Annotated in this window: 26 protein-coding genes and 1 pseudogene; 14 read left to right on the forward strand and 13 right to left on the reverse strand. The window is 49.4% G+C overall.

Going from position 1 to position 26,755, the window contains the following annotated elements; all coding sequences use genetic code 11:
* Positions 1 to 4: 4 nt before the first annotated feature.
* The gene (locus IC230_RS15635; protein WP_191039974.1) at positions 5 to 508 is read right to left on the reverse strand and encodes a hypothetical protein; all 504 of its coding nucleotides are present in this window, start codon (positions 506 to 508) and stop codon (positions 5 to 7) included.
* Positions 509 to 552: 44 nt separating this feature from the next.
* Positions 553 to 906, reverse strand: a complete 354-nt coding sequence (locus tag IC230_RS15640) for a PadR family transcriptional regulator (protein ID WP_191039975.1) — start codon at positions 904 to 906, stop codon at positions 553 to 555.
* A 428-nt stretch (positions 907 to 1,334) separates the two neighbouring features.
* On the opposite strand from IC230_RS15640, the gene IC230_RS34490 reads away from it, so the two are divergent.
* The gene (locus IC230_RS34490; RefSeq protein ID WP_262893166.1) at positions 1,335 to 1,469 is read left to right on the forward strand and encodes a hypothetical protein; all 135 of its coding nucleotides are present in this window, start codon (positions 1,335 to 1,337) and stop codon (positions 1,467 to 1,469) included.
* Positions 1,470 to 1,526: 57 nt separating this feature from the next.
* Here the strand turns inward: IC230_RS34490 and IC230_RS34495 are convergent, their stop codons facing one another.
* The 4 genes from IC230_RS34495 to IC230_RS15655 all read right to left on the reverse strand — a co-directional run bounded on the left by IC230_RS34495 (position 1,527) and on the right by IC230_RS15655 (position 4,773).
* Positions 1,527 to 1,652, reverse strand: a complete 126-nt coding sequence (locus tag IC230_RS34495) for a hypothetical protein (protein ID WP_262893167.1) — start codon at positions 1,650 to 1,652, stop codon at positions 1,527 to 1,529.
* A 135-nt stretch (positions 1,653 to 1,787) separates the two neighbouring features.
* Entirely contained in the window at positions 1,788 to 2,831 is a 1,044-nt protein-coding gene (locus IC230_RS15645; RefSeq protein WP_191039976.1) for a sensor histidine kinase, read from the reverse strand.
* A gap of 64 nt (positions 2,832 to 2,895) precedes the next feature.
* A complete protein-coding gene (locus IC230_RS15650) occupies positions 2,896 to 3,633 on the reverse strand; it encodes a hypothetical protein (protein WP_191039977.1) in 738 nt (245 codons plus the stop codon).
* A 33-nt stretch (positions 3,634 to 3,666) separates the two neighbouring features.
* Complete coding sequence (locus IC230_RS15655) at positions 3,667 to 4,773, reverse strand: AMP-binding protein (RefSeq protein ID WP_394355491.1); 1,107 nt, start codon at positions 4,771 to 4,773, stop codon at positions 3,667 to 3,669.
* A 149-nt stretch (positions 4,774 to 4,922) separates the two neighbouring features.
* On the opposite strand from IC230_RS15655, the gene IC230_RS15660 reads away from it, so the two are divergent.
* A complete protein-coding gene (locus tag IC230_RS15660) occupies positions 4,923 to 6,032 on the forward strand; it encodes a glycoside hydrolase family 88/105 protein (protein ID WP_191039979.1) in 1,110 nt (369 codons plus the stop codon).
* A 95-nt stretch (positions 6,033 to 6,127) separates the two neighbouring features.
* Here IC230_RS15660 and IC230_RS15665 read toward each other — a convergent pair whose 3' ends face one another.
* A complete protein-coding gene (locus IC230_RS15665; protein ID WP_191039980.1) occupies positions 6,128 to 6,577 on the reverse strand; it encodes a QcrA and Rieske domain-containing protein in 450 nt (149 codons plus the stop codon).
* Positions 6,578 to 6,719: 142 nt separating this feature from the next.
* Between IC230_RS15665 and IC230_RS15670 the strand changes: the two genes are divergently transcribed.
* Together IC230_RS15670 and menB are read left to right on the forward strand one after the other, a co-directional pair.
* Positions 6,720 to 7,184, forward strand: coding sequence for a DUF2452 domain-containing protein (locus tag IC230_RS15670; RefSeq protein ID WP_191039981.1), 465 nt, complete (start codon positions 6,720 to 6,722; stop codon positions 7,182 to 7,184).
* An 84-nt stretch (positions 7,185 to 7,268) separates the two neighbouring features.
* Positions 7,269 to 8,093, forward strand: a complete 825-nt coding sequence (gene menB, locus IC230_RS15675) for a 1,4-dihydroxy-2-naphthoyl-CoA synthase (RefSeq protein ID WP_191039982.1) — start codon at positions 7,269 to 7,271, stop codon at positions 8,091 to 8,093.
* Positions 8,094 to 8,210: 117 nt separating this feature from the next.
* On the opposite strand, the gene IC230_RS15680 is transcribed toward menB, so the two are convergent.
* Complete coding sequence (locus IC230_RS15680) at positions 8,211 to 9,038, reverse strand: DUF5694 domain-containing protein (protein ID WP_191039983.1); 828 nt, start codon at positions 9,036 to 9,038, stop codon at positions 8,211 to 8,213.
* 101 nt (positions 9,039 to 9,139) lie between these two features.
* On the opposite strand from IC230_RS15680, the gene IC230_RS15685 reads away from it, so the two are divergent.
* The 3 genes from IC230_RS15685 to IC230_RS15695 are packed head-to-tail and all read left to right on the forward strand — an operon-like array spanning position 9,140 to position 11,338.
* Positions 9,140 to 10,177, forward strand: a complete 1,038-nt coding sequence (locus IC230_RS15685; RefSeq protein ID WP_191039984.1) for a glycoside hydrolase family 43 protein — start codon at positions 9,140 to 9,142, stop codon at positions 10,175 to 10,177.
* 2 nt (positions 10,178 to 10,179) lie between these two features.
* On the forward strand, positions 10,180 to 10,827 hold the full coding sequence (locus IC230_RS34650) for a sialidase family protein (protein ID WP_191039985.1): 648 nt from the start codon (positions 10,180 to 10,182) through the stop codon (positions 10,825 to 10,827).
* 25 nt (positions 10,828 to 10,852) lie between these two features.
* Positions 10,853 to 11,338, forward strand: coding sequence for a hypothetical protein (locus IC230_RS15695; RefSeq protein WP_191039986.1), 486 nt, complete (start codon positions 10,853 to 10,855; stop codon positions 11,336 to 11,338).
* 213 nt (positions 11,339 to 11,551) lie between these two features.
* Here the strand turns inward: IC230_RS15695 and IC230_RS15700 are convergent, their stop codons facing one another.
* The 3 genes from IC230_RS15700 to sigJ form a co-directional block, all read right to left on the reverse strand.
* On the reverse strand, positions 11,552 to 12,355 hold the full coding sequence (locus tag IC230_RS15700) for an SDR family oxidoreductase (RefSeq protein ID WP_191039987.1): 804 nt from the start codon (positions 12,353 to 12,355) through the stop codon (positions 11,552 to 11,554).
* 16 nt (positions 12,356 to 12,371) lie between these two features.
* Positions 12,372 to 12,806 carry a hypothetical protein gene (locus IC230_RS15705; RefSeq protein ID WP_191039988.1) on the reverse strand — a complete coding sequence of 145 codons (435 nt, stop codon included), beginning with the start codon at positions 12,804 to 12,806 and terminating at the stop codon, positions 12,372 to 12,374.
* 295 nt (positions 12,807 to 13,101) lie between these two features.
* A complete protein-coding gene (gene sigJ / locus IC230_RS15710; protein ID WP_191039989.1) occupies positions 13,102 to 13,983 on the reverse strand; it encodes an RNA polymerase sigma factor SigJ in 882 nt (293 codons plus the stop codon).
* 63 nt (positions 13,984 to 14,046) lie between these two features.
* On the opposite strand from sigJ, the gene bla reads away from it, so the two are divergent.
* A complete protein-coding gene (gene bla, locus IC230_RS15715) occupies positions 14,047 to 14,964 on the forward strand; it encodes a class A beta-lactamase (RefSeq protein WP_191039990.1) in 918 nt (305 codons plus the stop codon).
* A gap of 10 nt (positions 14,965 to 14,974) precedes the next feature.
* Here bla and IC230_RS15720 read toward each other — a convergent pair whose 3' ends face one another.
* Together IC230_RS15720 and IC230_RS15725 are read right to left on the reverse strand one after the other, a co-directional pair.
* Entirely contained in the window at positions 14,975 to 15,715 is a 741-nt protein-coding gene (locus IC230_RS15720) for an IclR family transcriptional regulator (protein WP_191039991.1), read from the reverse strand.
* A gap of 99 nt (positions 15,716 to 15,814) precedes the next feature.
* Positions 15,815 to 16,096: pseudogene (locus IC230_RS15725) on the reverse strand (SDR family NAD(P)-dependent oxidoreductase); the annotation flags it as partial.
* A gap of 354 nt (positions 16,097 to 16,450) precedes the next feature.
* On the opposite strand from IC230_RS15725, the gene IC230_RS15730 reads away from it, so the two are divergent.
* From IC230_RS15730 to IC230_RS15755, 6 genes are read left to right on the forward strand one after another with little or no spacing between them, the layout of a single operon-like run.
* Positions 16,451 to 19,591 (forward strand): SusC/RagA family TonB-linked outer membrane protein, encoded by a 3,141-nt coding sequence (locus tag IC230_RS15730; RefSeq protein ID WP_191039992.1) that lies wholly within the window; start codon positions 16,451 to 16,453, stop codon positions 19,589 to 19,591.
* Between the two features lie 14 nt (positions 19,592 to 19,605).
* Complete coding sequence (locus IC230_RS15735) at positions 19,606 to 21,018, forward strand: RagB/SusD family nutrient uptake outer membrane protein (protein ID WP_191039993.1); 1,413 nt, start codon at positions 19,606 to 19,608, stop codon at positions 21,016 to 21,018.
* A gap of 51 nt (positions 21,019 to 21,069) precedes the next feature.
* Complete coding sequence (locus IC230_RS15740; RefSeq protein WP_191039994.1) at positions 21,070 to 21,768, forward strand: SGNH/GDSL hydrolase family protein; 699 nt, start codon at positions 21,070 to 21,072, stop codon at positions 21,766 to 21,768.
* Positions 21,765 to 24,560 (forward strand): GH39 family glycosyl hydrolase, encoded by a 2,796-nt coding sequence (locus tag IC230_RS15745; RefSeq protein WP_191039995.1) that lies wholly within the window; start codon positions 21,765 to 21,767, stop codon positions 24,558 to 24,560. The genes IC230_RS15740 and IC230_RS15745 overlap by 4 nt, the downstream gene beginning before the upstream one ends.
* 51 nt (positions 24,561 to 24,611) lie before the next feature.
* On the forward strand, positions 24,612 to 25,538 hold the full coding sequence (locus tag IC230_RS15750) for an alpha/beta hydrolase (protein WP_191039996.1): 927 nt from the start codon (positions 24,612 to 24,614) through the stop codon (positions 25,536 to 25,538).
* A 44-nt stretch (positions 25,539 to 25,582) separates the two neighbouring features.
* A complete protein-coding gene (locus IC230_RS15755; protein WP_191039997.1) occupies positions 25,583 to 26,740 on the forward strand; it encodes a hypothetical protein in 1,158 nt (385 codons plus the stop codon).
* Positions 26,741 to 26,755: the final 15 nt, after the last annotated feature.

A 26,755-nucleotide genomic window follows, 5' to 3' on the forward strand; every position in this document is an offset into this window, starting at 1 on the left:
GAAGTCAGGCGGTCAGTAATCGTTTCGGTCTATGACGACTGCGAGACAGCCACCATCGAACGAAGAATACGCTCATCAATCCGGCTAGTCCCGCTCCCCAGGCAGTCTGGAATGCTCCTATTGGTACAGCCAGCGGCCGACTGACTATGATCAGGAAGCCCATCAATAGCAGAAAGGTAAGTATACTGGAGAGCAGCATGTACTGAAAAGGTCTGGTCGCCGGACGCCGTTTGGACCGTAATCTAACCCGAGAGACCGTCAACGTAGCGGATGAAAACCTGACGCTAAATTCCCGGAGATAGAGTTCTTTCAATTGAGCCAGGACCTGCGGATTTGCCCGCTGCATAACCTGATCGAAAGCAACGGGAAAAGGATGCCCCTGGTCCATCCGCTGCTCAATCAGGGACGCTATGTGGTCTAACAGTTCGGCCTGCAACGCCTGATGCGGGTTGGTTTTCTGGATATGCTGCTCTAAGTGGTTGAGTTGATCGCGAGACAGTTTGTTCATAAATACGTGAAGGAGCGAATGAGTGAAGGAAGAAGAGTCATGAATTATTGCCCGAAGGCCACATCCGGAGAAGGCCTGATGAGCAGTTGCATCAATTGAATAAACCGCTCAAATTCACTGGCTTTCCGAATAGCTGTCGCACTTCCTGTTGGAGTAAGCCGATAATATTTACGAAGTCGCCCGTCGACCTCCTGGCTTTGCGTAATCAGTAAGCCTTCGGCTTCCAGCTTGTGAAGCACCGGGTAGAGGGCGCCAAACGTGAGGGTCAGTTCGCCCCCGGTACGTTCTTCAACGGCCTGCGTGATCTCGTAACCGTACATTCGTCCTTGCTGAGCCAGCAACTGGAGCACAATCGTTTTCAGTGTTCCCCGTAAAAATTCCTGATTGGCTGAGTCCATAGAATTTGATTGATCATTAGTAGTAATTTTGAAACAAAAATATATAAGAAAATTATATATACAAATAAGATTGCTCCTATATTTTTAAACAGGACTAACAACCGGCTACTGTTACCTTATTGCCTTAAGGACAGCTGGTAGTGGCTGGCTCAGCGCTAACGCACAACTACTCAATAAGTAACGAGTGAACTAGTTAATCGATCTAACAACTGATTCTGCACTCCAAATGAGAGCATTCGGGAACGTAGGAGAGGGGGGCTGATCCTCCAGAACCCGCATCAGTATGTCGATGGATTCTCAGAGATTATAGAACCCAGGCTATAAAAGCCAATTTTCTGCCCCTCTTTTTGCTCATCATTATACTGACGGAGCCAGGCTTCAGAGCCGCAAACTTTCGAAGTTTGCTGATGTAGCCAGCAAGATGATTCGTGCCAAACAACTTTTCGCTGGGTTCCGTTATGCGAGCCCGGTTAAAAGCGTATCCGGAAATGTCTCGGGTGCGTCGTCAGGGAAATAATCAGCCGCAGACCGAACCGAATTCGATTGACGAAGTGCCTGCTTAGCGAGAAGGTAAAACTAGCCGGTCAGAAAAACCTGAGCGGTCAGCCCCGCGAGTTACGTCAAATAATTTCTCTTTCGATGGCTAAACGCTTCCTGTCGCTGGATACGTCTCGTCTTTGGTTTCGTCCCCCCGTTAATACGTTGACCTCATGCCGAATTTTGTCAATAACCGTTTTGCGTTTCATACATGCTTCCGAAAAGTGAAAAAGCAGCAGTGAAGCTTATTGCAGATTGAATACGCGTTCAGGTGTTCCTGGCTGTCCAACTGAATAACCGGCAAGAAATTTGGCAGGCAGGAAGTAAGCAAAATGACCGACTGGCTATGACGTGAAGGCGTCGACTTTGGGTGGAATTAATGGTATGCCGACCAGAAACGTTTTTTCATCAAAATAAACCTCCACGTTCGAGTAGTCGAGCAGTTTGTATTTCATAATGATGTTCTGCAAACCAATCTGATTCGAGGCCACGGTGATCTTCTTCTTCTGTAAATTATTCGCTACGTAAAGCATATCCTCATCCGTGTAAAGTCGGATACGTAGCGGCCGATTTGCCGAAATGATGTTATGCTTAATGGCGTTTTCAAACAGCAATTGAAGCGTCAGGGGCGGAATCAGGAATTTGGTATAACGGGGTTCGACGTCAATCTCGAGCGAAATTCCTTCCCCAAACCGGGTTTTGAGCAAATGAAAATACGCTTTGATAAACTGCATTTCCTCTGACAAAGGGCAAAGATCCTGGGTATTCTGCCGAAGCAGGTAGCGATATACGGCTGATAGTTCGTCCAGAAAGCGTTCGGCACGCTCGGCGTCGCTGGTAATCAGCGAGGAAAGGGAGTTGAGGTTGTTGAACAGAAAATGGGGGTTGATCTGCGTTTTCAGCGAATCGAGCTGGCTTTGCAGATTGACTTTTTTTAGCTCTTGGGTTTCACTATACGACACCCGCCAGCGCTGGTACAAATAAAATCCTTCGAAAACAGCCGCGATCTGAACCGTGCCGACAACCGAGACAAGGGTATTGAAAAAATACGGCTTGAACTCAAAAATCTGAGCCGATTGCCACAAACCAATCAGTTGATAAATAAGGGTTTGTGATATACGAATGACGCTGGAAAAGACAACGAACCAGACCAGTTGGTACAAAACCCGCTCCCGCGTTTGGGCCAGTTCTGGATAGCGTCGGCGCGAAAGAATGATTCCCCAGCGATTGGTTTCCCAGACCACTACGCTGCCCAGCACGAAAAAGAAGGGAATGCGCCAATCGTTCGGAAACGGTGCGTTTGTATAGCCATACATCGCCCACTGCCCTGCCAGCGACAGCAGAGGGACGCCTATGATGCGCATCCACCTATCGTTCAATTTCTGCATGTACCTATTGAATCAATCACGTGAGGAAACGGTGCGTTTTGGCTTGTCGCCCAGGGAATGCAAGTTATAAGTCCTGAAACAATTTTGTTAACGCGCGTAAGTTACTCACGTCATACCATTCCTCGCCACCCAGGTTCAGCCATCGCCCATCACGTTTCGGGCGTTTAAGCTGCGTATCGTCGGGGCTGAAGTCATGTTCGTACACCCGGCTCATCAACTGCTGAAGAGTGGACCAGGGGAGCGTTTGAGACCGTTCGCGCCGATTTTGTCGAATCAATACGTTAACCGAACGTTCGGCGAACGAAGCGGTCAAATGCACTTCATAGTCTTCCTGCTGGGGGTTCAGATTCAGGTACGTGAGTTCGAAAGGTCGCTCACGGCCAATGGATTCGTAGGCGGCCTGGATCAGCTCCTGAATCAGATACTGCCAATCGTCCGCATTGGTGGGGTTTCCCTGTTTGGTGTTTCCGTTAGCTTCGATTGTCATGGCCCAGAAATCATCGTCTTCGGCCAACGTATCTTCTTCGAGTGGTTGTAGCCGGGTTTTAGCCGTCAGATTTGCTACGGTGTCCAGCCAGGCTTTGGGTAATTTGCCCGACCAACTGAAATCATCGTCGCGGGTGTAGCCTTCCGCAATCAGTTCGTCATCGTCAATGTCGTCGCGGTCGGGATACGTAATGGCGAGGTCGATCTGTAAGGCATTGTTGGCGACTGGCTGGACGGCCAGGGTATAAAAATAAGAATAGGGCGCGGGCAAAGACCGGGCTGTCTGGAAGCGAATCTGAAGGCGTTTGAACGACATACAAGTGAAACACGGAACGAATCTGTCCCAAAGTTAGCGGATTCGGGCTATTGTCGCTTTCTGATCTACTTTACCGGTAGCTGTCTCCACGAACGTATCAATCGGAATCAGTTCTTTCGGGACAAAATAAGGGCCCAATTTCTCCCGAATCACTTCCTGAATGGCTTGCCACTCTCCACCAAATACGTCCGTCTTTACCCCATGCCCACTGCCCGCTGCCCGCTGCTCAACCACCACCACTACCCGTTGCCCCAATCGGTCGTCGGGCAAACCCGTGACAAACAGACGGGGTACGACTCCATTTGATTCCTGCACAAGCTGAAGCAATTCGGTCTGAATAATCTGTTCAACGAGTTCGGGCTGAATCTTGACGCCACCGCTATTGATGACTCGATCGGCGCGACCCAGCAGGCGAAAATGGAGTGGGTCGGGAAGGGTAACAACGTCGTTGGTCTGGATACGCTCAAAATTTGTGGCCGCCGACGTAACGTGCAGGCAATTACGTTCGTCGACCCCGAGCGTGACCCCATCGAGGGCCGTAAACAAATCGCTTTTCTGCAAACCGTTTAACCGGCGGAGCGCAATGTGCGAAACGGTTTCAGTCATGCCATACGTCGCGTAAACGGGCGATGTGATGATTTGTAACGCCTGTTCCAGCGCTGGACTGGTAGCCGCTCCTCCAATTAGAATGGCTTTCATTCGGTTCAGACTCGGAAGTCTATCGGGCGTTGTCTCCAGAATGGTTTGCAGTTGCAGCGGCACGAAGGCCGTAAACGCAAAGCGGGATTCGTTCGGCGTAAAATTGACTAATGGGTTTCCGGCTGGCTCAATGATGGTCATCGGCAGACCAAGTTCCAGCCCGCGTACGAGCATCATGACGCCCGCTACGTAGTGGATGTTCAGGCAAACTAAGGCCCAGTCGCCCGGCTCTAGTCCGAGTGTCTGGCCGGTCAGGTGGGCGCTGGCCTGCATCTGCGCCCGCGTGAGCTGAATGGGTTTAGGCGTACCCGTCGAGCCGGATGTATGAAGTGTGAATTCGGTTTGCCCGCTCAGCCACGCCCGGCAAAACCGCAACGTATCGGCTTCGTAAGGCGTTCGAGGAGTAGGCCAGTTTGTAGGGGTGCTAGGATCGAGAAACAAGGTGGTGCTGGTTAAAATGTATTTATGAGAAGGAAAATCCATCCGTTCCTGACAAAATTTCAGGCTTCGTTAGACCTTGATTGAACAGGTAGATTTTCGATTGGGGCTACTTACCCAACTACAAACAAATCGAGAAAAAGAGTTCTGCTATGACTACGCTACGTCGACGTGTCCTGTTACTAATCTGTGGTTTTTTTATCTTCCTGACGGGTGCTATTTCTGCCGATCCGCCTATTTTTTCACCCGATTACATCAAAAGTATGATGAAAAAGACGGTGGACTGGCAGTTGAAACACCCGAAGCATAAACCGACCGATTGGACCAATGGCGCTTTCTATTCGGGTGTATTTGCGGCATACGAAACCACTAAATCAAAAGAGATTCTGGATTCGCTGATGGCTATGGGCGAACGTACCGGCTGGCAACCCGGCTCCCGCTACGACCATGCCGATGATATTGCCATCTGCCAAACGTACATCAATCTGTACCGGCTGAAAAAAGACCGGCGCATGATTCAGGCAACCATCGATACGGTCCAGAAAATGAGCCGGGTACCGGGTCGGGAAGTAAAGAATCACGGCATTACGTGGTGGTGGTGCGATGCCCTGTTCATGGCTCCGCCGGTGCTGGGTCAGTTGGGGAAAACCCTGAACGATCCATCGTATTACGCCCTGAATGATTCGCTTTTTAAACAAACCTATAAGCTCTTATACAATGAGGAGGAACACCTGTTTGCCCGCGATGCTATGTATCTGGTGAATGCGAATGGGGAAGGAAAACGGGAGGGTAACGGCAAAAAGATTTTCTGGTCGCGGGGGAATGGCTGGGTTATGGGCGGCCTTGTGCAACTGCTAAATGAATTACCCAAAAATCATCCCTCACGTAACTGGTACGTAACGCTATACAAGCAGATGAGTGAACGTCTGCTTTCGCTGCAACAGGCCGATGGGTTATGGCGGTCGAGTCTGCTCGATCCTGACGCGTTTCCAGGCGGTGAAGGGAGTGGTTCGGGCTTTGATTGCTACGCGCTGGCCTGGGGAATCAATCAGGGTATTCTGGACAAGAAAACTTATTTGCCTGCCGTACGAAAAGCCTGGACGGGCTTGAACATGCTGGTTTCACCCGAAGGACGGGTAGGGTGGGTGCAACCCATCGGCGCCGATCCGCGCCGTAACTTTAACCCCGATAGTTGGGAAGTTTACGGAACGGGCGCTTATCTGCTGGCCGGCTCCGAGGTCATCAAGCTCCCGAAAAAATAAGGTTTAGTAACCACGGAGATTACAGAGCTATTTTTGAAATCTCTGTGCCGTAATGACGGACCGCTCTGTGGTTACTAAAAACTGTTCTGCCAACACTACAAGTAGATACGTAGTGTATCAGCGGATTTGCCGGTGCCGGTCTGGTATTTAACCAGCGGTTGCGTAGCGGGTCCCACAATAACTTTTCCAGCACTGTCATACCGGGAGAGGTGCTGCGGGCAATAGAATTGATTATCTGCCGGTTTATAGGCTAACAGCGTTCCCTGAGTTGCACACGTACAAGTAGCCGATACGGCAATAAATTGCCCATCTTTCGTCTGCGCAATGATAATGTTGTTTGCCACGATGTACCCACCCTTAATGCGTAAGTTCTCGTTTATCTGATCTGACAGGCGAAGCGTGAAGTCAATGTTTTGGTCAACCGGCTCCGGATCGCCACCGCTTTGGTTCGAGCAACCCATGGAAGAGTTCGATAAGAGAATCACGCCAACGCTGGTGCCGACCAGTCGAAAAAAATCATGTCGGGAGATTGTTTCCGTTTTCATAAGGTGTCAAGCGACTTTTCAGTGCGGTTTTTAACGTATTTTTGTGCCGGTGTACCGGATTTCACGGTATAAATATCATCATTTTTTGTCATTCAACGACAGTGAACAAACATGTTCACCGGGCGGTTACCCAAGAATAACTATGGAAGAAGCGAAAGTTTTTATTAATCCAATTTCGCCGGACAAAGTCGCCGAAGCGCCGGGCTTACTGGAATACGCTCATACGGCAGGAGGGGCAGTTATTCGCCCCGAAGACAAAGGTAAAATTACCGGTCGTGCCGTGGCGGCCATGCGCGAACAAACCGACATGCAGCTCAGTCAACTGTATAAGCAAATGCAGTTGCTGGCCGAGCAGGCTACGGCCATCCGAAACCGGGTCGAAATATCGGAGCGGATCTATTCAGCTCATATGAGCTTCGAACCAGTCGTTGGTCATACCTATCATTTTTACCAACGCAAAAACGGTACGGATCTTCTGTCTATGGTTGGGCCAACGGAATGGGGGCGCAAGTTTCCGTTCGAGCGCTGCCTCGCCACCGTCCGCATGATGGCCGACCATACCTGGGACGTACACTATCACGAAACTGAATTTTCAATGAGCGAATGATGGAATGAGTGAATAAGACAGTGCGAACTATTCACTCATTCCATCATTCACTAATCGCACCGGCGACCCGGTCTATCATTATTCATGCAAAGCAACTACCCTTGGCAACCCATTAAAGAATACCAGGAAATTTTATTCAGCTATTACAACGGGATTGCTAAAATCAGTATCAACCGGCCTCACAAGCGGAACGCGTTCACACCCCAGACCGTCAAGGAGATGTCGGAAGCGATGGAACTGGCTCGTCAGGATGAGCGCGTTGGCGTTATTATCCTGACCGGCGAAGGTGGCGAAGCGTTCTGTTCAGGTGGTGATCAATCGATTCGCGGACATGGCGGTTACGTGGGCGAAGATAAAGTGCCCCGTTTGAATGTACTGGATCTGCAAATGCAGATTCGCCGGATTCCGAAACCCGTGATTGCGATGGTTGCGGGGTATGCGATCGGCGGGGGGCACGTACTGCACGTTGTCTGCGACCTGAGTATCGCAGCCGAAAACGCTCGTTTTGGACAGACCGGTCCCAAGGTTGGCTCGTTCGATGGTGGGTTCGGGGCATCGTATCTGGCTCGGGTCGTGGGACAGAAAAAAGCCCGCGAAATCTGGTTTCTCTGTGACCAGTACGACGCGCAGGAAGCTCTGGACATGGGTTTGGTCAACAAAGTAGTGCCGCTTGAGCAGCTCGAAGAAGTAACCATTGCCTGGTGTCAGAAAATCCTCGAAAAAAGCCCGATTGCGCTACGTATGCTCAAAGCTTCCTTCAATGCGGAGTTAGACGGGCAGGCTGGCATTCAACAACTGGCAGGCGACGCTACGTTGCTTTATTACCTGTCGGAAGAAGCCAAAGAAGGAAAAGACGCCTTTCTGGAAAAGCGCAAACCCGATTTCAGTAAATTTCCCAAATTCCCGTAAACAGGAGAATCCGTTTAGGTCCTTCATTTTTGCTGAAAACGTACCCAAAGCCGTCTGTTAGACTGTTGTGGGTACGTTTTGCTTTTCGAAGACGTATCAAAAGCGGGTACCTGGATTTCATTTCAATACGTCGGCGAGTTCAACCACGTCGAAATAAGGATGCATCTGAAAATAATGCCGCAAGGGTAGCATGTGTGACGAGCCAAACAAGACGATGTGGAATGTATCGGTCGGTTCGGCACTCCGCAAAATGTTCGTCAAAATCTTTGCGTTACGATCGTACCAGCTCGTGATGAACTCAACCCCGGTATAGTCGTTATCGTAGCCGGACGAAGGCGCGTACACAAAATAATCGGCTCGATTGCCCGCGTCATAGTCCGCTGAATTAACGCAAAGAAGGTAGTCTCTGAGCGAAGAACCGGCTAACGTTTTGGTTTTCTTCGGATAGGGGTATGGCGCACTCAGGAGTTTATAGGTAGCCATCTTCCGCAACGCGAGAGAATCTTTACTGGTCCGCTTCTCAAACGCTTCGAGTTTGTCATACGGAAGCGGCTGATGATGGTCAACGCAGATCACACGTGATAACCCTGCTTTACGCGCCGTACGTAGCGCGACCTGGAAAATTTCGTTACGTATGGTCGTTGTATCGAGCTTCCCCTGTCGATACTGCGTGTAAACACTATCCCAGTGCGCTTGCCGATCGGGTTCGTTTTCAACGAAAATTTTATCGGGCTTAAGTCGCGCCAGTACGTTTGTCAATTGTTGCAACTCCTGCTGACGCTTCGCTGAAAATAAGTCGTCGAAAGCTATTTTGCCCTTGTCGCTGGTTTCGCCAAAGTGGAACGTACCCAGCAGCAGGACTTTAATTTTAGGCGTTTGTTGAGCCTGCACAGACGCAACGAACAGGAGAACGCTCAGAAAGTTAAAACAGAGAAATCGATTCATGGGTAAATCAGAGATGGCATTAAGCCCTTTCCTGCATAGATAAGTAGAAAAGATGGCCGACAAAAATGGGTAAGTTATTTAAGTAAAAATCTTCTCCCGGTATGAACGCTATCCGCCTTACGACAACGGCTATTATCGTTACCATACTGCTCTGCTTATCCGCGAATATATCTGGGCAGAATCTCCCCCAAGGGCAAACGTTTACGAATCCGCTATTAGCCGCCGGAGCCGATCCATGGGTTGTTTTTAAGGACGGCTATTACTATTACACCAACACAACCGGCCGTGATCTGACGCTTTGGCGCACCAAAGATTTTACGGATTTAGCCCAGTCTGAGAAAAAGATCGTCTGGACACCGCCTGCTTCAGGGCCTAATTCGAAGGATATCTGGGCTCCCGAACTGCACAGTCTGAATGGCAAATGGTATCTGTACTATACCGCAACAGACAAAGCGAAACCCGGCGACCACAATCGATACGTTTTTGTGCTGGAGAACGTATCGACCAATCCATTGCTGGGAAACTGGATCGACAAAGGCAGGATTAACACGACCTATACCGGCCTCGACGGATCGGTTTTTGAGCATAAGGGCAAACACTATTTTTTGTATTCAGGATACGTAGGTCCGCAAAGTAATCTGTTCATCGCCGAGATGGTTAATCCCTGGACGATCAGTACCAAACAAGTAGAAATTGCCCGGCCCACCTTACCGTGGGAAAAATATGATGGCCGGGAAATCTGCGAAGGACCGGAAATTTTGAAGGGAAAACGAGGGCAACTTTTTATTGTCTACTCAGCCAGCGCCTGTTGGGACGACAATTACTCACTAGGTATGCTGACAGCGTCTGAAACAAGTGATTTGCTCGATCCAGCCTCCTGGACGAAATCAAGCCAGCCCGTTTTTGCCAAGTCAACAACCAATAACGTGTTTGGGCCCGGACATAACTGCTTCACGAAATCGCCCGATGGCAAGGAGGACTGGATTGTATATCATGCCAAAACCGAAGCGAACAAGGCCTGTAAAGATAGATCCCCACGAGCACAGCGGTTTACCTGGAAACCAGATGGTAGCCCGGATTTTGGTATTCCAATTGCCGCCGGAAATCCCGAGCCAAAACCCTCATCCGTAAATAAATAGCGGTGCGTTTTTGGGTAGCCATTTCGTTTCTGATGCTGCTGGGGTACGGCCTGCCTGACAATACCGCTGAGGAGTTCGTTATTTTCGCGTTAAAAACAGGTCAGATTATATGGGATCAAAAAACTCTACGTAAGGTTTCGTCTGGTTCTACGGTTCGGTACAGTGGTTACGCCCGGCTGATTCAGTTGCACGATCAATCGCTGCTGACAGTCTATGAGGCAGGTGGAAGCGTAGTGGCTGTAAAAAGCACAGATTCAGGGAATAGCTGGTCATTACCAATACCCATAGCGCCCCGGCAAGATGGCATCAATATGGCTGTTCCTGACGTAGTGGAATTGAACGATCATTCCATTTTAGTATGCTACAATCCCCGGCCTTACCAAATTGACCCATCCCGGCGGTTCGGCATACGAACCAAAAAAAGTTATGATGGTGGCCAAAGCTGGCAGGATGAACGGCTGCTCTACGAAGCGGGTTCTGAATTCAAGAATGGCTGTTGGGAACCCGCTGCCATTCAACTACCCACTGGCGAGATTCAGTTGTTCTTCGCCAATGAAGGCATTTATCCGACTTCCAATGAGCAAAACATTTCGCTGCTCCGCTCAACAGACAACGGATTGAGCTGGACGGAAAAACCCGCAGATTGTTAGCTTTCGGGCGGGTAGCCGGGATGGTATGCCTGCGCCGTTATTGCTCAGGAATGGTCGTGATATTGTGTTTGCTATTGAAGATAATGGTTTCCGTAATTTCAAACCCTACCTTATCCATTCGACCATCGGACAAAACTGGCGTCAACTTGTAACCGGCAATAGTCCTGACCGCTGGTATGCGCTGTCTGAACCGATCCCTGATACACTTTACGCCGGTGCGCCTTACCTTCGACAGTTACCAACGGGAGAAACGGTACTCTCGTATCAGGGAACCGAGAACCGAATCAATCGGATGAGCAATGCTGAAATGAAAGTCGTTATTAGCGATCGTAATGCGCGGAATTTTGGTCAGAAAAGTGTCCCCTTTATCCTTCCTGCCGGGAAGTCCGGATTATGGAATAGCCTGAGCGTTCTTGCCGGTTCGACCCTTATCGCCTTGACCAGTACGAATGGCTATTCAACAAAGGGCGACGTTGAGGTTTGGATGATAAAAGGTCGACTAATGCAGTAAGCGCGGGAAAAAAAACGCTAAATCGTGACGGAAATAGATCGGATAGGTACTGATTGACATGGCTAAACGCTCGGTTTGAGAGTGAACAACCGATAACCCACTGTGAGCAAGGCTATCAGAACCAGAGTTGAGTAGATTTCTTTGTTAGATCGGGCCTACTCGTGCTTGATCAGAGGCACATCGTTAAGCCGAAACGTCGATGCTGATTCGTGCTTAACGTGAACCGTACCGATCAGCCAGATAGGTTTCCCAGGTTTTTGAATCAAACGCTTTTTCGGGGCAGGTATGCTCTCCCCTCGCAAAACTTTTCATCAGGCTGCCAAGGATAGGAATGGGGATGATTGGCTTTGAAATTTTCCGGTATCTCATCCACTGTTTAACCAGCGTTCCTGCGTCCAACACCTGCGGCCCACCCAGATTAATAATGGTTTGTTGAGGTCCAGTCTGAGTGAGTTGGTATAACTTCTGCGCCACCGAACCAACGTCAATGGGTTGATCGAGCAGTTTCTTCGGAATAAATCCAATTGGTAAACTCATCAGCTTACCGAGAGCTGCATCGACCAAATCGTGGAATTGTGTCGCCCGCAGAATCGTGTAGGGAAGCTGACTTTCCTGAATCAGTAGTTCTGCCTCCCGTTTGGCCCGGTAATAACTGTACTGAATTTTATCGACTCCAACAATTGAGCTGTAAATCAGATGCTTTACAGTCGACTGCTTCAGAGCGCTCAGTAAGTTTCGGGTAATGACGGTTTCGAAGAATTCGTGACCAATCTTTCCGGGAGCACTGGCCAGATGCAAAACCGTATCGACACCGATGAGTGCTTTGGGTAAGCCTTCTCCCGTAACCAGGTCAACACGTGTCCAGGGAATTTCGGTAGACTGATTGACCGTGCTGTACGAATCTTTTTTGAGTTGATTACGACTTCCGGTAAGGAAATCGATACGTTCTGTTTGTAGCGTATGAACGACAGCCGAGCCTAAAACGCCCGAACCCCCAATGATTAAGATTTTATTCATGGTAATGATGGTACGTCTAGAAAAGAACCTGGGATCGTTCGTAAACGGGTCGGTAGAATAAGAGCAGGGTACTAAGCAATACGCTCATAGATAGAGTTACTACGTTCCCGACCTGATCAATCATTGGCAGCATGTGCAGGTGATTCAGATGGTAGAGTAGGTGAGGAGCATTGAAGACGAGCAGGCAGATGGCCGTAGCCCGTACCGTAATCAGACGAGGAGCGACCAGCGTTAATAAACACAACGTAGCAAGCGCCACAAAGAAAGCGCCTACATCCCGGATCAGATGTTCGTTATACGGTCCATCGACGGCAACCCAGGTTCGCCCGAAACCGGGGAAAGAATCATAAAAATCGCGGGGCATGAACAACGCCCAGATGCCAGGTACGCTGTTAGCAATGAGTAAATAAAGAAGAATGGCCTGTATCCAACGAGGTTGTTTGGTTTGCATATGCATGAAAAATTAAGAAAACTGAAAAATTTCATGCAAGACAAACTGGCCCTGACTTTTGTGACAGGCCTATCGAAAAATTTAGTCAATAGTGATGTTTTTAACGCAAAGACGCAAACGCAAAGGTAGCGCAGAGATTACCTGCTGTAGCCTGTAATCTTTCTCTGGATATAGGCCAAGCTTGTTTAGATTTTTTGCTCGCTAGGTGACCAGTACGACCCCAGCCGGGGTCGAACATTTATAGAAATCTGTTGACTTTAAATAGTCGACCCTAGCCGGGGTCGTACCGGAGGACTTATTCTACACGAGTTTTGGCGGTTAAATTACCTTGAAGATGAGCCAGTTTATCCGGATTGCGTATTGTATAAATACCATTGATGCCGGTTTCGTCCATGCCCAGAATCATCACTGTGCTAAGCTGTTGCGTATCGTTTTGGGTAAATAATAAGGCAAGTTCGCCATTGATCAACGCCGGTTTTAGGCTAAGTTGATTACCAAATTTAGCATCCACTGCCACCAGAAATTGTTCAACAACGGCCCGACCAAACAGCGGCTTGATAGCGGCAGGGACTTTTCCGCCCCCGTCGGAGTAGAGCATTACGTCTGTTTTTAGTAACTGAATCAGACTAGTGAGATCGCCGGTTTCGCTCCCTTTAACAAACGCGTCTAAAAGCAGCTGTTGCTGCTGAGGATCAAGACGAAACCGCCGATTTGCGCCCGAGATTTTCTCTTTTGCCCGATGATAAAGCTGCCGACTATTTGTCTCCGTCGTGTCGAAGAGTTCGGCTAGTTCAGGATACGTAACGTCGAAACTTTCTTTAAGGACGAAAACAGCCCGCTCCAGGGGTGAAAGCTTTTCCAACAGGAGCATAAATCCGTACGAAATATCCAGTCTGGCATCGACTGCGTGCTGACTGGTCAAAACCGGCTCGGGTAACCAAACCCCTTTATACGCTTCCCGCTGGCGTTTTACCTGAGCCAGATGATTCAGCGACGAGTTCATGACACTCTTCGCCAGATAAGCCTTTGCATCCTGAATTTCCTCCGACGAGCGGTTCATCCAGTTCAGCAATACGTCCTGTACGATGTCTTCGCTAACCATAATTTCGCCAGTCATACGGTAAGCGATTGACAATAAAGTGGGACGGTATGTAGCGGTAATTTCGGAGGTGGTCATAGCAGGTATAGCTTTGGCGCTGTAATATTAACGCATAATTTCGCGCGAAATCGACCATTCCTTATGATCAGATACGTACTACTTCTCATTACACTTTTGCTGCCAGCATCGTTGTATGCTCAGCCCAGCCTACCCCAGTCAGGTACAGATAAATCCGTTACCAACCTTCGGGACCAGATTGAAAAAATTGCACAGGCTGCACAGGGGCGGGTAGGCGTGTCGGCCACTGTGATCGAAACTGGTGAATCCGTTGCCCTGCGTGGCGACGAGCAATTCCCGATGCAGAGCGTTTATAAATTTCCGATTGGTATGACGGCCCTGCATCTGGTCGATCAGGGAAAGCTGTCGTTAACGCAAACAATTCACGTTAAACCGGCTGAATACGTATCAGAGCGGCAACACAGTCCGCTTCGGGACAAAAATCCCCATGGTGCCGACGTAACACTGGATGAGTTGTTACGGTATGCCGTGTCTGAGAGTGACGGTTCGGCCAGTGACGTACTCATGCGATTGGTTGGCGGGCCGCAGGTAATTATGAATTATCTGAAATCGTTTGGCGTCACGGGGATTATCGTTGCCAATACGGAGAAAGAGATCGGCGGTGATAATGCCGTGCAGTATCGCAACTGGGCTAAACCAAACGAGATCGTAGAGTTACTGAAAGCGCTACAAAACGGTCTGGGCTTATCGACTTCCAGCCGGGCGCGTTTGTTCCGTTTGATGACGAATACGCAAACGGGACTGAAGCGGTTGAAAGGGCTGTTGCCCGCTGGAACCGTAGTTGCCCATAAAACCGGTACCTCCTGGACCATTGACGGCGTAACGGCGGCCACAAACGATGTCGGGCTTATTACACTACCCAACGGACACCACATGGCAATTGCCGTGTTTGTATCCGACGCCAAAGCCGATGAGTCAACTCGTGAAGGGGTTATTGCTAAAATTGCTCAGGCTGCGTGGAATACATGGAATAATCCCTAGCGTATATTACTCAAGGCACAGAAAGTCGCTCATTAATTAATTGGGCTGCTGATCGTAATTCGAATTCAATTTCTTTTTGGCGACCCGTGCTGCAGCGAATCTCCGGTACGAATATACTTAAGCTGGCAATCACCAGATTTTGACGACGGATGGGTACAGCCAGCCCAATAATGTGCGTTTGAGAACGAGTCCTTGATAGCTCCTTTGTCCGAATTTCAGCTAACTCAGCGTCTAACCCCTGGGGTGAAGTAGCATCCGGCCAAATGTCTGAGCTAGGATATCCAATTGCGTTAATTAGACTTTCACGCTCTTTAGTGGACATGAAGGCCAGTAATAGTCGCCCTGATGCGGTTTCATAAATATTCCGTTCGGTGCGGCTTCGGGCCTGGAGGTCCTGATCACTATTGACTAAATGGACAATGAATCGTTTCTGATTCCGAATAATTCCCAGAATAGACGTTTCGTTGAGCCGATGGGTCAAGTCTTGCATAATATCTTTTGCCACCAGCACCAAATCCTGGCTGTACGATAGATTGTTCGTCAGGTTGTAAGCCATCGGTCCCAATCGATACCCTTTCTTTCGGCCCAAATGTTCCAGGTAGTTTTTTTCAACTAGTGTTTTCAGAATGTTAACGCAGGTTGCCTGGTTCATCTGCAGCGTTTCGGCAATCTCAGTGAGCGAATGTGCCCGGCTAGGATCCTGAGCAACAAGCTCCAGAATATCCAGTGCTTTAACAATAACTAATACCATATTGATGTGTAATTACCAATGAAGTATGATTTATGACGTAGGAAAGTATAGTATAATTCATATAGCCACTTGTTGTCGACCTATTCATCTACCCACCCAGTTATTTGTTGCGATATAGCCTGGTGCAATGGCGTTTGCATTACTATTTTTTGACACCCATTCGTTGACGAAGGCTTTTACCAAACGGCCAACGACTTTTTTAGTAGCCGCGTAGCCCTGTACGGTAATACTGCCCAGAAATGCCAGCAGTGAAGCCGTGAAAATGATCTTGCCAGAACCGCGCTCAACTATACCCCGACCAATTTCTCGAGTCAGAATAAAGGGGGCGCTTAGGTTGGTATTGGTTACGGTATTCCAATAGGCATCGAAGTGTTCGGCGGCTTGTCCAATTCCTCGTTTACAGCCTGTTGCTAATGTCGTCTTACCGGTTAAATCAAAAGCTTGCAAAATGGCTATACTGTATCATTGTGATAGTAAATGCAAGTTTACATGATTAAAGTAGAATTACAAGGAATAGAACCTATTCCATAAAGCTTATTTTGTACTTTTCCAATTTGAATTTATTGCTGATCTCAGTGAAAACAGACAAGATTATAATTATTCGCTTAAATATAAAAATGAGAATAGTTCTATAAAAAAATTAATTAGTGAAAATAGTTGACAAATAGTGCTGTGGATAATAGTATTGCATTGATAAATTCTAATTTATCAATGATAAATAATGACTAAACTCTCATGAATAACCTTTCAATCTACCAAAGTCGAGCCTGGCTATTAGGATTGAGCTGGCTTCTGACAATAAGCCAATTACTAGGCCAATCCAATAACACGGTTACGGGGCGGATATCCGACGAATCGGGGCAACCCCTGCCGGGTGTCACTGTACTTGTCAAGAATACCGCATCGGCGGACCGTAATAACGGTACTACCACCGATGCCAAAGGTGACTATCGTCTGTCGGTACCGATTGGAAATACAACGCTGGTTATTTCGTATGTTGGGTATGCGAGTCAGGAGGTTGCCATAGATAAGCGTTCGGTCATTAATGTTCAATTGGCGCTTGATAATAAAGCCCTGAACGAAGTAGTCGTGATCGGCTACGGTACGCAGCAGAAAAAAGACCTGACTGGGGCTGTGGCTTCGGTAACTGCGAAAGATATTCAGCGACTGCCTGTTTCAGGATTGGATCAGGCTTTGCAGGGTCAGGTACCTGGCTTACAGATTTCATCTACATCAGGTGCACCGGGCGGTAACACCAATATCTTGGTACGTGGTATCGGTTCGGTGTCTGGTGGTAATGATCCTTTGTTTGTCGTCGATGGATTTCCAATCAACAATGCTGGCGTGGGTAATCCGCTGAATACCATCAATCCGGGTGATATTGAATCCATCGAAGTTCTGAAAGATGCATCAGCCACAGCTATTTATGGGTCACGGGGCTCTAACGGCGTCGTTATTGTGACGACTAAGCGTGGGAAATCAGGCAAGGCACAGATTACAGTGGATGCCTACGCAGGTGTTCAGGAGCCTGCCCGACTACTAAAGATGATGAACACCCGCCAATTCGCTGAATTCGTCATCGAAGGCCATAATAATGGTTGGCTCGACAACGGCGGTCCTAGTGCGAAAATCACCGATCCTAACAGCGTACGCTCCACCTCATACCGGATACCGGAAGAATGGCAGGATTTGAACAATCTCCCAAAAGTGGATACCGACTGGCAGAAGGTCATTTTTCGGACAGCCCCCATCCAGAATTATCAGATCAGCGCTGTGGGTGGTAATGACAAGTTGCGGTATGCCATGTCAGGGGGGTATTTCAATCAGAAAGGCATCCTTATCAGCTCGGGTTTTGAACGGTATTCAGCCCGGATCAATCTTGACGGTCAGCTTAGTAGCCGATTAAAGGTCAGTATGAATTTAGCGCCTACCTATACCGCCACCGACAACGTACCATCGACGGGTCACTATAGCGATTTTAATATTGTGGCTGAGGCCTTGTCTATGCCTCCGATGATTCCGGTTTACAATCCAGACGGTACATATGGCAATACCAATGCGCTAACAAATGTGGGAATGGGGGCTATCCCGAATCCGGTTCAAACCGCCAACGAGTACAAAAGCTCCAACTCGCAATTCAGAATACTGGGTAATCTATTCGGGGAATACGAAATTATCGATGGTCTGAAGTTCAGAGTGAGCGTTGGGACTGACTTTAACTACTTCACGACGAATATGTTCAAGCCGTCGACCTTATCAACGAGTGCTTCCGTATCGCCGGCCACTGCCAACATCGTCAATTCATCGGATGTAAACTGGCTGAATGAAAATACGCTCAATTATCGGCGGAACGTTGGCGCTCACTCCCTCGATGCACTTGGTGGCTTCACCATTCAGAAATCAACCTCAACTGCAACGACTACGAATGCCACGAACTTCGCCGACGACCTCCTCGAAAACATTAACGGTGGACAGATTACAGGTGGTGGATATAGTGTGGGGCAGTGGTCGCTGATGTCCTACCTCGGCCGGGTCAACTATGCCTATAATGACCGCTATCTGGTGACCGCGACCGTTCGATCGGACGGCTCATCTCGGTTCGGTTCGGCGAATCGCTGGGGAACATTCCCTTCGTTCTCCGTTGGCTGGCGCTTATCGGAAGAGCCTTTTTTGAAAAGTCTGAATCTATTCGACGATTTTAAAATTCGGGCCGGTTATGGGCTTTCCGGTAATAATTCCATTGGCAACTATCGCTACCTGGGCCTACTGTCGGCAACTAATTATGTGCTGGGCAATACGCAGGTTCCGGGTCTAGCGCAAAGTAGTTTCACAAACAATAATCTGGGTTGGGAGACCAGCAAGCAGGTGGATATTGGTGTTGATCTGGCCTTTTTCAATAGTCGTCTGCAATTCACCGGCGATTACTACAACCGCCGTAACACGGATATGCTCCTCAATAAAGCCATTCCGTCTGCAACGGGCTATACCTCTGCCTGGGTCAATATCGGCGAACTGGAAAATAAAGGCGTCGAGTTGGCGCTGTCGGGCAAACCGGTGGCTACGCGGGACTTCCAGTGGACCACTAGCTTCAACATCACCTTCAATCGTAATAAAGTCCTCCGACTCGGTACGGAAGGCGAACAACTCTTCTCCGACGGTGGCCGGGGCGATGTCAGCATCACGCAGGTAGGACAACCCATCGGCAGTTTCTACGGCCACCAGGTTGAAGGTATTTTCACTACGCAGGAACAGTTGGCTACTCATGCTAAACAAACGGGGGCTAAGCTCGGCGATTTTATGTATAAAGACATCGACGGGAACGGAGTAATCAGCGATGCCGACCGAACCATTCTGGGAAATCCACAGGCCAGAGCGTATTACGGTTTCAACAATACGTTCACCTATAAAAACTGGTCGTTGAACATTCTGATGAATGGCGTCCAGGGGAAAGACGTATTCTGGGCCGGCGCTGTGTTTGTACGTGGGTATCATGGCGTACAGAACAATCTGGCCGAAGTCATCGAAAACTACTACAAATCGCCTTCGCAACCCGGCGATGGCAACTCTCCCCGAATTATTCGGGGCGCCCTAAACAACAACCTGCGTTACAGCTCTTTTTTCAACTTCGACGGTTCATATCTGCGGATTCGGAACGTAACGCTGAATTACAATCTGCCGCAAAATCTGTCGAAACGGATTGGGATGCAGGGTGGACGGGTTTATTTGACCACTAACAACCTGTACACATTCACGAAATACCCTGGCTACGATCCCGAAATCAGTAACTCAGGTGATAATATGCTGGCGTCCGGTATTGATTACCTGGGCTATCCGCCAGCTCGTTCGTACACGCTTGGTTTAAGTCTAACCTTCTGATCAGACTAGTTCTCATGAAAGCCAAACACCTTTTTATTCCTCTATTCAGTCTGTTGTCGCTGGCCAGTTGTAACGACGATTTTCTAGCGCTTACGCCCGAAACGGACCGAAACACCACCAATTTTTATCAGACGGCCGCCGACTTTAACAATGCCGTTGTTGGCACTTATAATGCGCTCAAGCAGTCGGGCGTATACGGTACATCGCTATACTGGATGGGCGAAGTTTCGACCGACAACACAGACTATGGCGTAACAACCCGGCAAGCTGTTAACGTCGACAATTTTCAGTTCGTCGATCATACATACACCTCGCTGAATGACATTATCTTCGCGGCCTGGCGAGATCACTACAGAGCTATTAGTCGTGCCAATGCCATTTTGACTCGGATTGAGGGGGCCAGTATTGCTGATAATCTGAAGATGCAGTACAAAGGCGAAGCACAGTTCTTACGCGCTTTGTTCTATTTCGATCTGGTCCGCCTGTTTGGTGACGTTCCACTGATCACAACCGAAATTACAACCCCGGATGGAGCCAGTAGTTTGAGCCGGACTCCAGCCGAGGATGTGTATAAGCTGATCATCAGCGATCTGCAAAGTGCGGAGCAAGCGCTACCCGTTTCGTATGGAACAGCGGATATCGGGCGCGTACCACAGGGAGCGGCTAAAGCCCTGTTAGGCAAGGTATATCTGACGCGCAAAGACTGGGCTACGGCGGCTGCGAAGTTAAAAGAGGTGATTACGTCCGCGAAGTACCAACTGTTGCCTAAATACGCTGATGTGTTCAGCTATGCAACGCCAACGAACGCCGAAATTCTGTTCAACGTCCAATATAAATCGGGCAATACAGGTCAGGGGAGCGGTTTCGGACCTGTACAGGCTAGTGAAGGTGCCCGCATTACTGGCGGTAGTATGCGTTACCCAACGGCGGATATGGAAACGGCTTACGAGGCTGGGGATCAGCGCAAAAGCTTCTCGATGAAATCGTCCTATATCGACGCCACCGGGCAATCGGTTAATCAGCGTTACGTCAGCAAGTACGTTCAATTCGGTGCATTAGCCAGCGATTCAGATATCGACTTCCCCGTGCTTCGGTACGCCGATGTACTGCTTATGTATGCGGAAGCGCTCAACGAAGTGGGCTTTAATCCGGAGGCCGTAACCTATTTGAATCAGGTGCGTAAACGGGCCGGGCTGGCAGACACCAAAGCCACAAATCAGGCTAGTTTTCGACTATCTATTGAGCAGGAACGCCGGGTTGAGTTTGCCTTCGAGAATCAGCGCTGGTTCGATCTGATTCGGACGGGTCGGTACGTAACGGTTATGAACGCTAAAAGCCTTAAAGTTCAGGACTTTAATACGCTATATCTTATTCCTCAGCGCGAGATTGATTTAAATAAAAGCCTGAAGCAGAATCCAGGTTACTGAGTTCATGCTCAATCAGGCCGCAGTCGACTACAATTTTAACGCTTTTGGTCCATGAAACTTTCCCAAACCTTACCCATTGTCCTGCTTGCTTATTTACTCTTGGGTACCGCTCCGTCGTTGCCGAAGTTGTACGTCATTGGCGACAGTATTTCGATGCGGTACGGGCCGTTTCTGGAAAAGTATGTACAAGGCGTTTGGCAGTACGACCGAAAAAGTGATGATGGACAGGCTGCCAAAAATCTGGACGTACCGGTCGGAGCCAATGGAGGGGATTCCCGTATGGTACTGGAATATTTGAAATTGAAAGCACCCGACAAAACGTTTCAACCGGATGTATTGCTCCTGAATTGCGGCCTGCACGACATTAAACGAAACCCAGAAACCAATGCGATTCAGGTAGATTCAGCCAGTTATCGCAAAAATCTGGAAGCCATTTACCAACTGCTTCATAAGCGGAATATCCGGCTGGTCTGGATGCGCACAACATCCGTAGAGGACGAACGGCACAACACCCGCTCGAAAGCCTTTAAGCGGTATGCCCGTGACCTGGATGCGTACAATGCTATTGCTGACGAGGTGATGCACAAACATGGGGTTTCCATCGTCGATTTGTACACCTTCACCCGGAGTCTGGGTAGCGAGCATTTTGTCGATCACGTACACTACGACGATGCTGCAATGCAACTACAGGCAGGCTACATCGCTGGTTTTTTACAAGGTCTGCTTCCCTTAACTCAAAAACGAAAATGAGCGCATTCACTCAGGCATTTCTGGCTGTTAGCTTACTCAGCGTAAGCCTCTCAGATACGTTCGGGCAAGCTCCCCCAGAACCAAAAGGTCTCCGGGAGATCGGGCAGTTGCGGCCGCGATCAGCAAAAGAAATCAAAGCGTCAACCTGGTCCATTGGGGGCGAAACCCTCGACCGGGATTATACCGATTATCAATCTTACAAGTCTCATCTAGGCCCCTTGGGCGCTAAACGCATTCGGTTGCAGGGTGGCTGGTCGAAGTGCGAAAAGGTAAAAGGTGAGTATGATTTTGCCTGGCTCGATGCCGTTATTCCGGATGCGCATTCTCGGGGTGTATCGCCCTGGGTGGAATTGTCATACGGCAACCCAATCTACAACGGAGGTGGTGAAGCAAAGCTGGGAGGCCGGATTCCAACGTCGGAAGAAGGACTGGCGGCCTGGGACAATTGGGTGCGGGCGATGGTGAATCGGTACAAGAATCAGGTGCCTGCCTGGGAAATCTGGAACGAGCCCGATCTGAATAAATTAAACACTGGCGAAGAAGTAGCGGCTTTCTACATCCGAACCGCAAAACTAGTACGCTCCATTCAGCCCAATGCACAACTGATTGCCCTCGGCGTGGATGGTGTACCTGCAACGGCTTTTATGCGCCCATTTCTTGATCACCTGAAAAAAGAAAATGCCCTCGACCTGATCGACATTCTGACCTACCACGGCTACGCGCCGGTTCCCGAGACCTCTTATCCGAAGGTTGAAGAAATGCGGCAACTGGTTTGGAGTTACAATCCAAAAATCACCTTCATGCAGGGTGAGAACGGCGCACCCTCAACCGCAAGCGCTGTTACCATCGGGGCGCTACGACAATACGACTGGACCGAACTTAGCCAGGCCAAGTGGGATTTGCGTCGGATGCTGGGCGACCACGGACGCGGCATCGCAACCAACCTGTTCACCATCAGCGATATTCATTACGCGGCTGGCGATCACATGACGGGAGTGAACACAAAAGGCCTGCTAAAAACCAATCCTGACAAAACCATCGACCGGCCTAAGCTGGCCTACAAAGCCGCTCAACATGTATTTACCACCTTCGATGACCAGATTGAATTGCTCGACAAAGCCAAACCAACTGTCAGCCAGACGACAGTTTCCGCTTTTCAGTATCGTCATAAAAAGAACGGCGGCAGCCTGGTAACGGTATGGAGTGGTGAAGCGCGACCTGCTGAAACCTACGACCCAAAACCCACCGATGTAACGATAGAAGGGAAATTCACCACGCCCGTTTATGTTGATTTGGTTTCGGGAAAGGTATACGAGATACCGAAAAACAGCTGGAAAAAATCAGACAATTGCTACACGTTCACGGCTCTTGCCGTACCGGACTATCCGGTTCTGATTGCTGAGAAAACTGCCTTGCCGCTGACAACCCCTGCGGGTCAATCGGCGAATCCGAGCTTTAAATACCTGGGAAAACTAGCACCGAAGAACTCGCGGGATATTCGTTCATCCAACTGGTCGGTGGGAGCTGAATACATGGACCGGGATTATACGGTCTACGCCAATTGGAAAGAGTATCTGGGTAAACTGGGTGTCAAAAAAGCCCGGATTCAATCGGGATGGGCCAAGTGCGAAAAGATTAAGAATCAGTATGACTTTGCCTGGCTGGATGAGATTGTCAATGACATGGTACGCCAGGGCGTTACGCCCTGGATCAATCTGTCGTATGGCAATCCCGTTTATTCGGGTGGGGGAGGAACCACGCTCAATGCGGCTATTCCCTATTCCGGTGAAGCCTTGGAAGGCTGGAAGAAGTACGTAACCGCCATCGTGACCCGCTACGGCGATAAGGTAAATGAATGGGAAATCTGGAACGAACCGAATTATAAAATCGCCATTCCCGACTACGCCAACTTCTTTATCACCACAGCTGAAACCGTTCGGTCGGCCCAACCAAAGGCCAAAATCATTGCCTTCGCCCTTGGTAGTGGCGTCGACTACAAATTTGCCGACAATGTGCTTCAACGCATCAAGGAAAAAGGCAAGCTTGGACTGGTTGATGAAATCACCCACCATCGGCATATTCCCAATCCTGATAATCGTGCGTCGGAGGAAGAGCTGGAAAAGGTAGTGGCAAAATATGACCGGGGTAGTGGTCTTTCCAAAATTAAGATTCGGCAGGGTGAAGCAGGTTGCCCATCGGCCTGGAGTGATCACTTCGCACTGAGCAAATACCCCTGGACGGAACTCACTCAATCGAAGCATATCCTCCGCCGACTACTGACGGACTTGGGCCATGATAAAGAGTCGTGTTGCTTCACGATCATGGATGCCAAAACGCCCGAAGAATGGAATCATAAGGGGTTATTGCAAGCGAAGGAGGATATGACCGTAGCCTATGCCAAACCGGCCTACTACGCATTTCAGAACCTAATTTCGGTATTCGATGATCGGCTGGGGCGGCTGGAAACGTATCCGTATTCGGTTAAAAAAGAAGACACCAGTACACTATCGTTGTATGCTTTTTCTGATAAATCGAGTCAGCTTCAGGCCGTAACGGTCTGGATCAAAGACAATGTGCCTTCCAACGACAACGAGCAAACCCTGTACGATTTTACGTTTGCCAACGCTCGGTTTAAAAACCCCGTCTGGGTGGATTTGATGGCCGGAACGGTATATGAAATCCCCAAGGATAGCTGGCAGAAAAAAGACAACCTGTTTCGCCAGATTCCCCTCTATGATTCGCCGATTCTGATTGCGGATAAGTCGCTTATCACGCTATCGGAAAATCAATAGCAATTGACGCAATCCTCATTACGTAACAATAAAACAAGTAGCAGAATGCAAATGAACTGGGTCCTAACCACTAGCCTACTGATAGCAGGAACTCTGCTAAGTGGGCCTGGTATGGCCCAGTCGGAGCCGGAAGTGCCTTTGTATTCCAATGGTGTTCCGAACGCTGTTGCCAGTTCGCAACCGGAAAAACGGACGTATGATGCCGCAGGCCGATTAACGGCTTTGTCGCATGTGATTAGTCCGCGATTGATCGTATTCAAGTCAGCTTCGCCAAATGGAACGGGGGTCATTATTTGTCCGGGTGGTGGGTACCGAAATCTGAATACCGAAAATGCCCGATTCATTGCCAAACGGCTCAATAAATGGGGCATAATGGCCTTCGTGCTTACCTATCGTTTACCCGCCGATGGGCTGATGCAGGACCGATCAATAGGGGTGTTTCAGGATGTACAGCAGGCGTTTCGTGTGGTTCGTCAACGAGCTTCGGAATGGGGAATCCGGCCAAATCGCCTTGGTGTTCTGGGTTCCTCCGCGGGTGGACACGTAGCGGCCATGGCGGCTACGCAGTTTACAAAAGCCTTCGAATCAGGAAAAGATACAACGGGTTTGCGCCCTGATTTTCTGATTCTGTGCTGGCCTGTCGTCAGTTTCCGGCCCGACATTGGGCATCAAGGTTCCGTCAAAAATTTGCTGGGCGATCACCCAACGGAGAGTCAACTGGCGGCTTACTCACCTGAAGAGCACGTAACCGCCACTACGCCACCAACCTTCCTGGTTCACGCGGGTGATGATCCGACAGTGAATTTCAGCAACAGCATTCGCTTTTATCAAGCCGTGAAAAAAGCCGGTATTCCCGCCGAACTTCACCTCTACGAAAAAGGTGGACACGGCTTTGGCATCAAACCCGATCTAACCGACTCCTGGATGACGCAACTGGAAATCTGGCTGCGTAACCGGGGGTTTTTAACCCGATCCTGATCGGTAAAAGACTTCGTTAAATATAGCCCAATACAACCAATAGCATGATAGAAACATTCGGATATCAACGCATTAAACAAACATCGCTGAACTTCGTAGACGCCATGAAAATTGGCGATAAGCCCGGTATTTACCGCAAGGAACAGGGCGAAGGTGAAAGTTTTTACGGCTCCTACCATGCCGCCCACGTGCTGGATTTGTTTGGTGAACTACATAATCGCCCGGCGGCTGATCTGGACATCTGGGCCGAGCAGTTTCAGCGTCGACAAACGGAACAAGGTTATTTCTCGGGCAATACGGCCAATGGTAGTCGTATTCGAACGCTCGACGAACTGGAACCCATCTGGCACTACACGCGGGGGAACATCTGGGCGTTGCGAATGCTCGATCGTAAGCCGGAGCGCGAATTGAGTTTTCTGGAACCTCTGCTCGATGCTGATCGGCTGTATCGCTGGGTGAAGCACTACGACTGGCGCAATTCATGGGCGGCCGGAAATCAGGTACTAGCTGCGGCTACTGCCCTGTTTGCGCTGCGGGATTGGTTTGGGGCGTCGGAAGTGGATTCGCTGATGGAAAAAGCGATGTTTCCCGCGCTCGAAGAATTACAGGATAGCAAGACGGGCTATTGGGGAACGCAATATGGCGCGGATCTGCCCAATGGCCTGTTTGGTACCATCCACGTAATTCCTATTTATTTCGCCTTAGGTTGGCCACTTCGGCATCTCGAACGTTCCATCGACTCAACACTGGCTTGCCAGTTACCCGATGGTTCGTTCTGGCCGGGTGGCTCCGATTGCCCCGATTTCGATGGGGCCTATCAGTTAGCGAATCTGGCTAGTCTAACAGATTATCGCCGGGAGGATGTCGAAAAAGCCTGCCGACGGTATCTGGCTCATGCGCTTCAGCACGAAAGTCCCGATGGCGTTGGCTGGTTATTACACCGAAAAGACAGCCAGCCCAGCGACTGGGTGCCCCGTCCGCACTGGATCTGGAAAGAGGGCGAAACAACCGCCACCGCCGAACTGCGCGACGAAGATCCGAATCGGACGCACATCATGCTCGGCTCCTGGTTTTATCCGCTTTCGATTGCACTCGTAAGCCATCTGCTTGGCGACACAGGGTACGAAGGTCCCTATCATTTCAACAGCCATTCACTACACGTCTGCAATGTGTTCAATGAACCGTTGGAGCAAAATCAGTAAGTAGCCGTTGTCGGA

It is taken from the genome of Spirosoma validum, from assembly GCF_014699035.1.
Lineage (GTDB): Bacteria > Bacteroidota > Bacteroidia > Cytophagales > Spirosomataceae > Spirosoma > Spirosoma validum.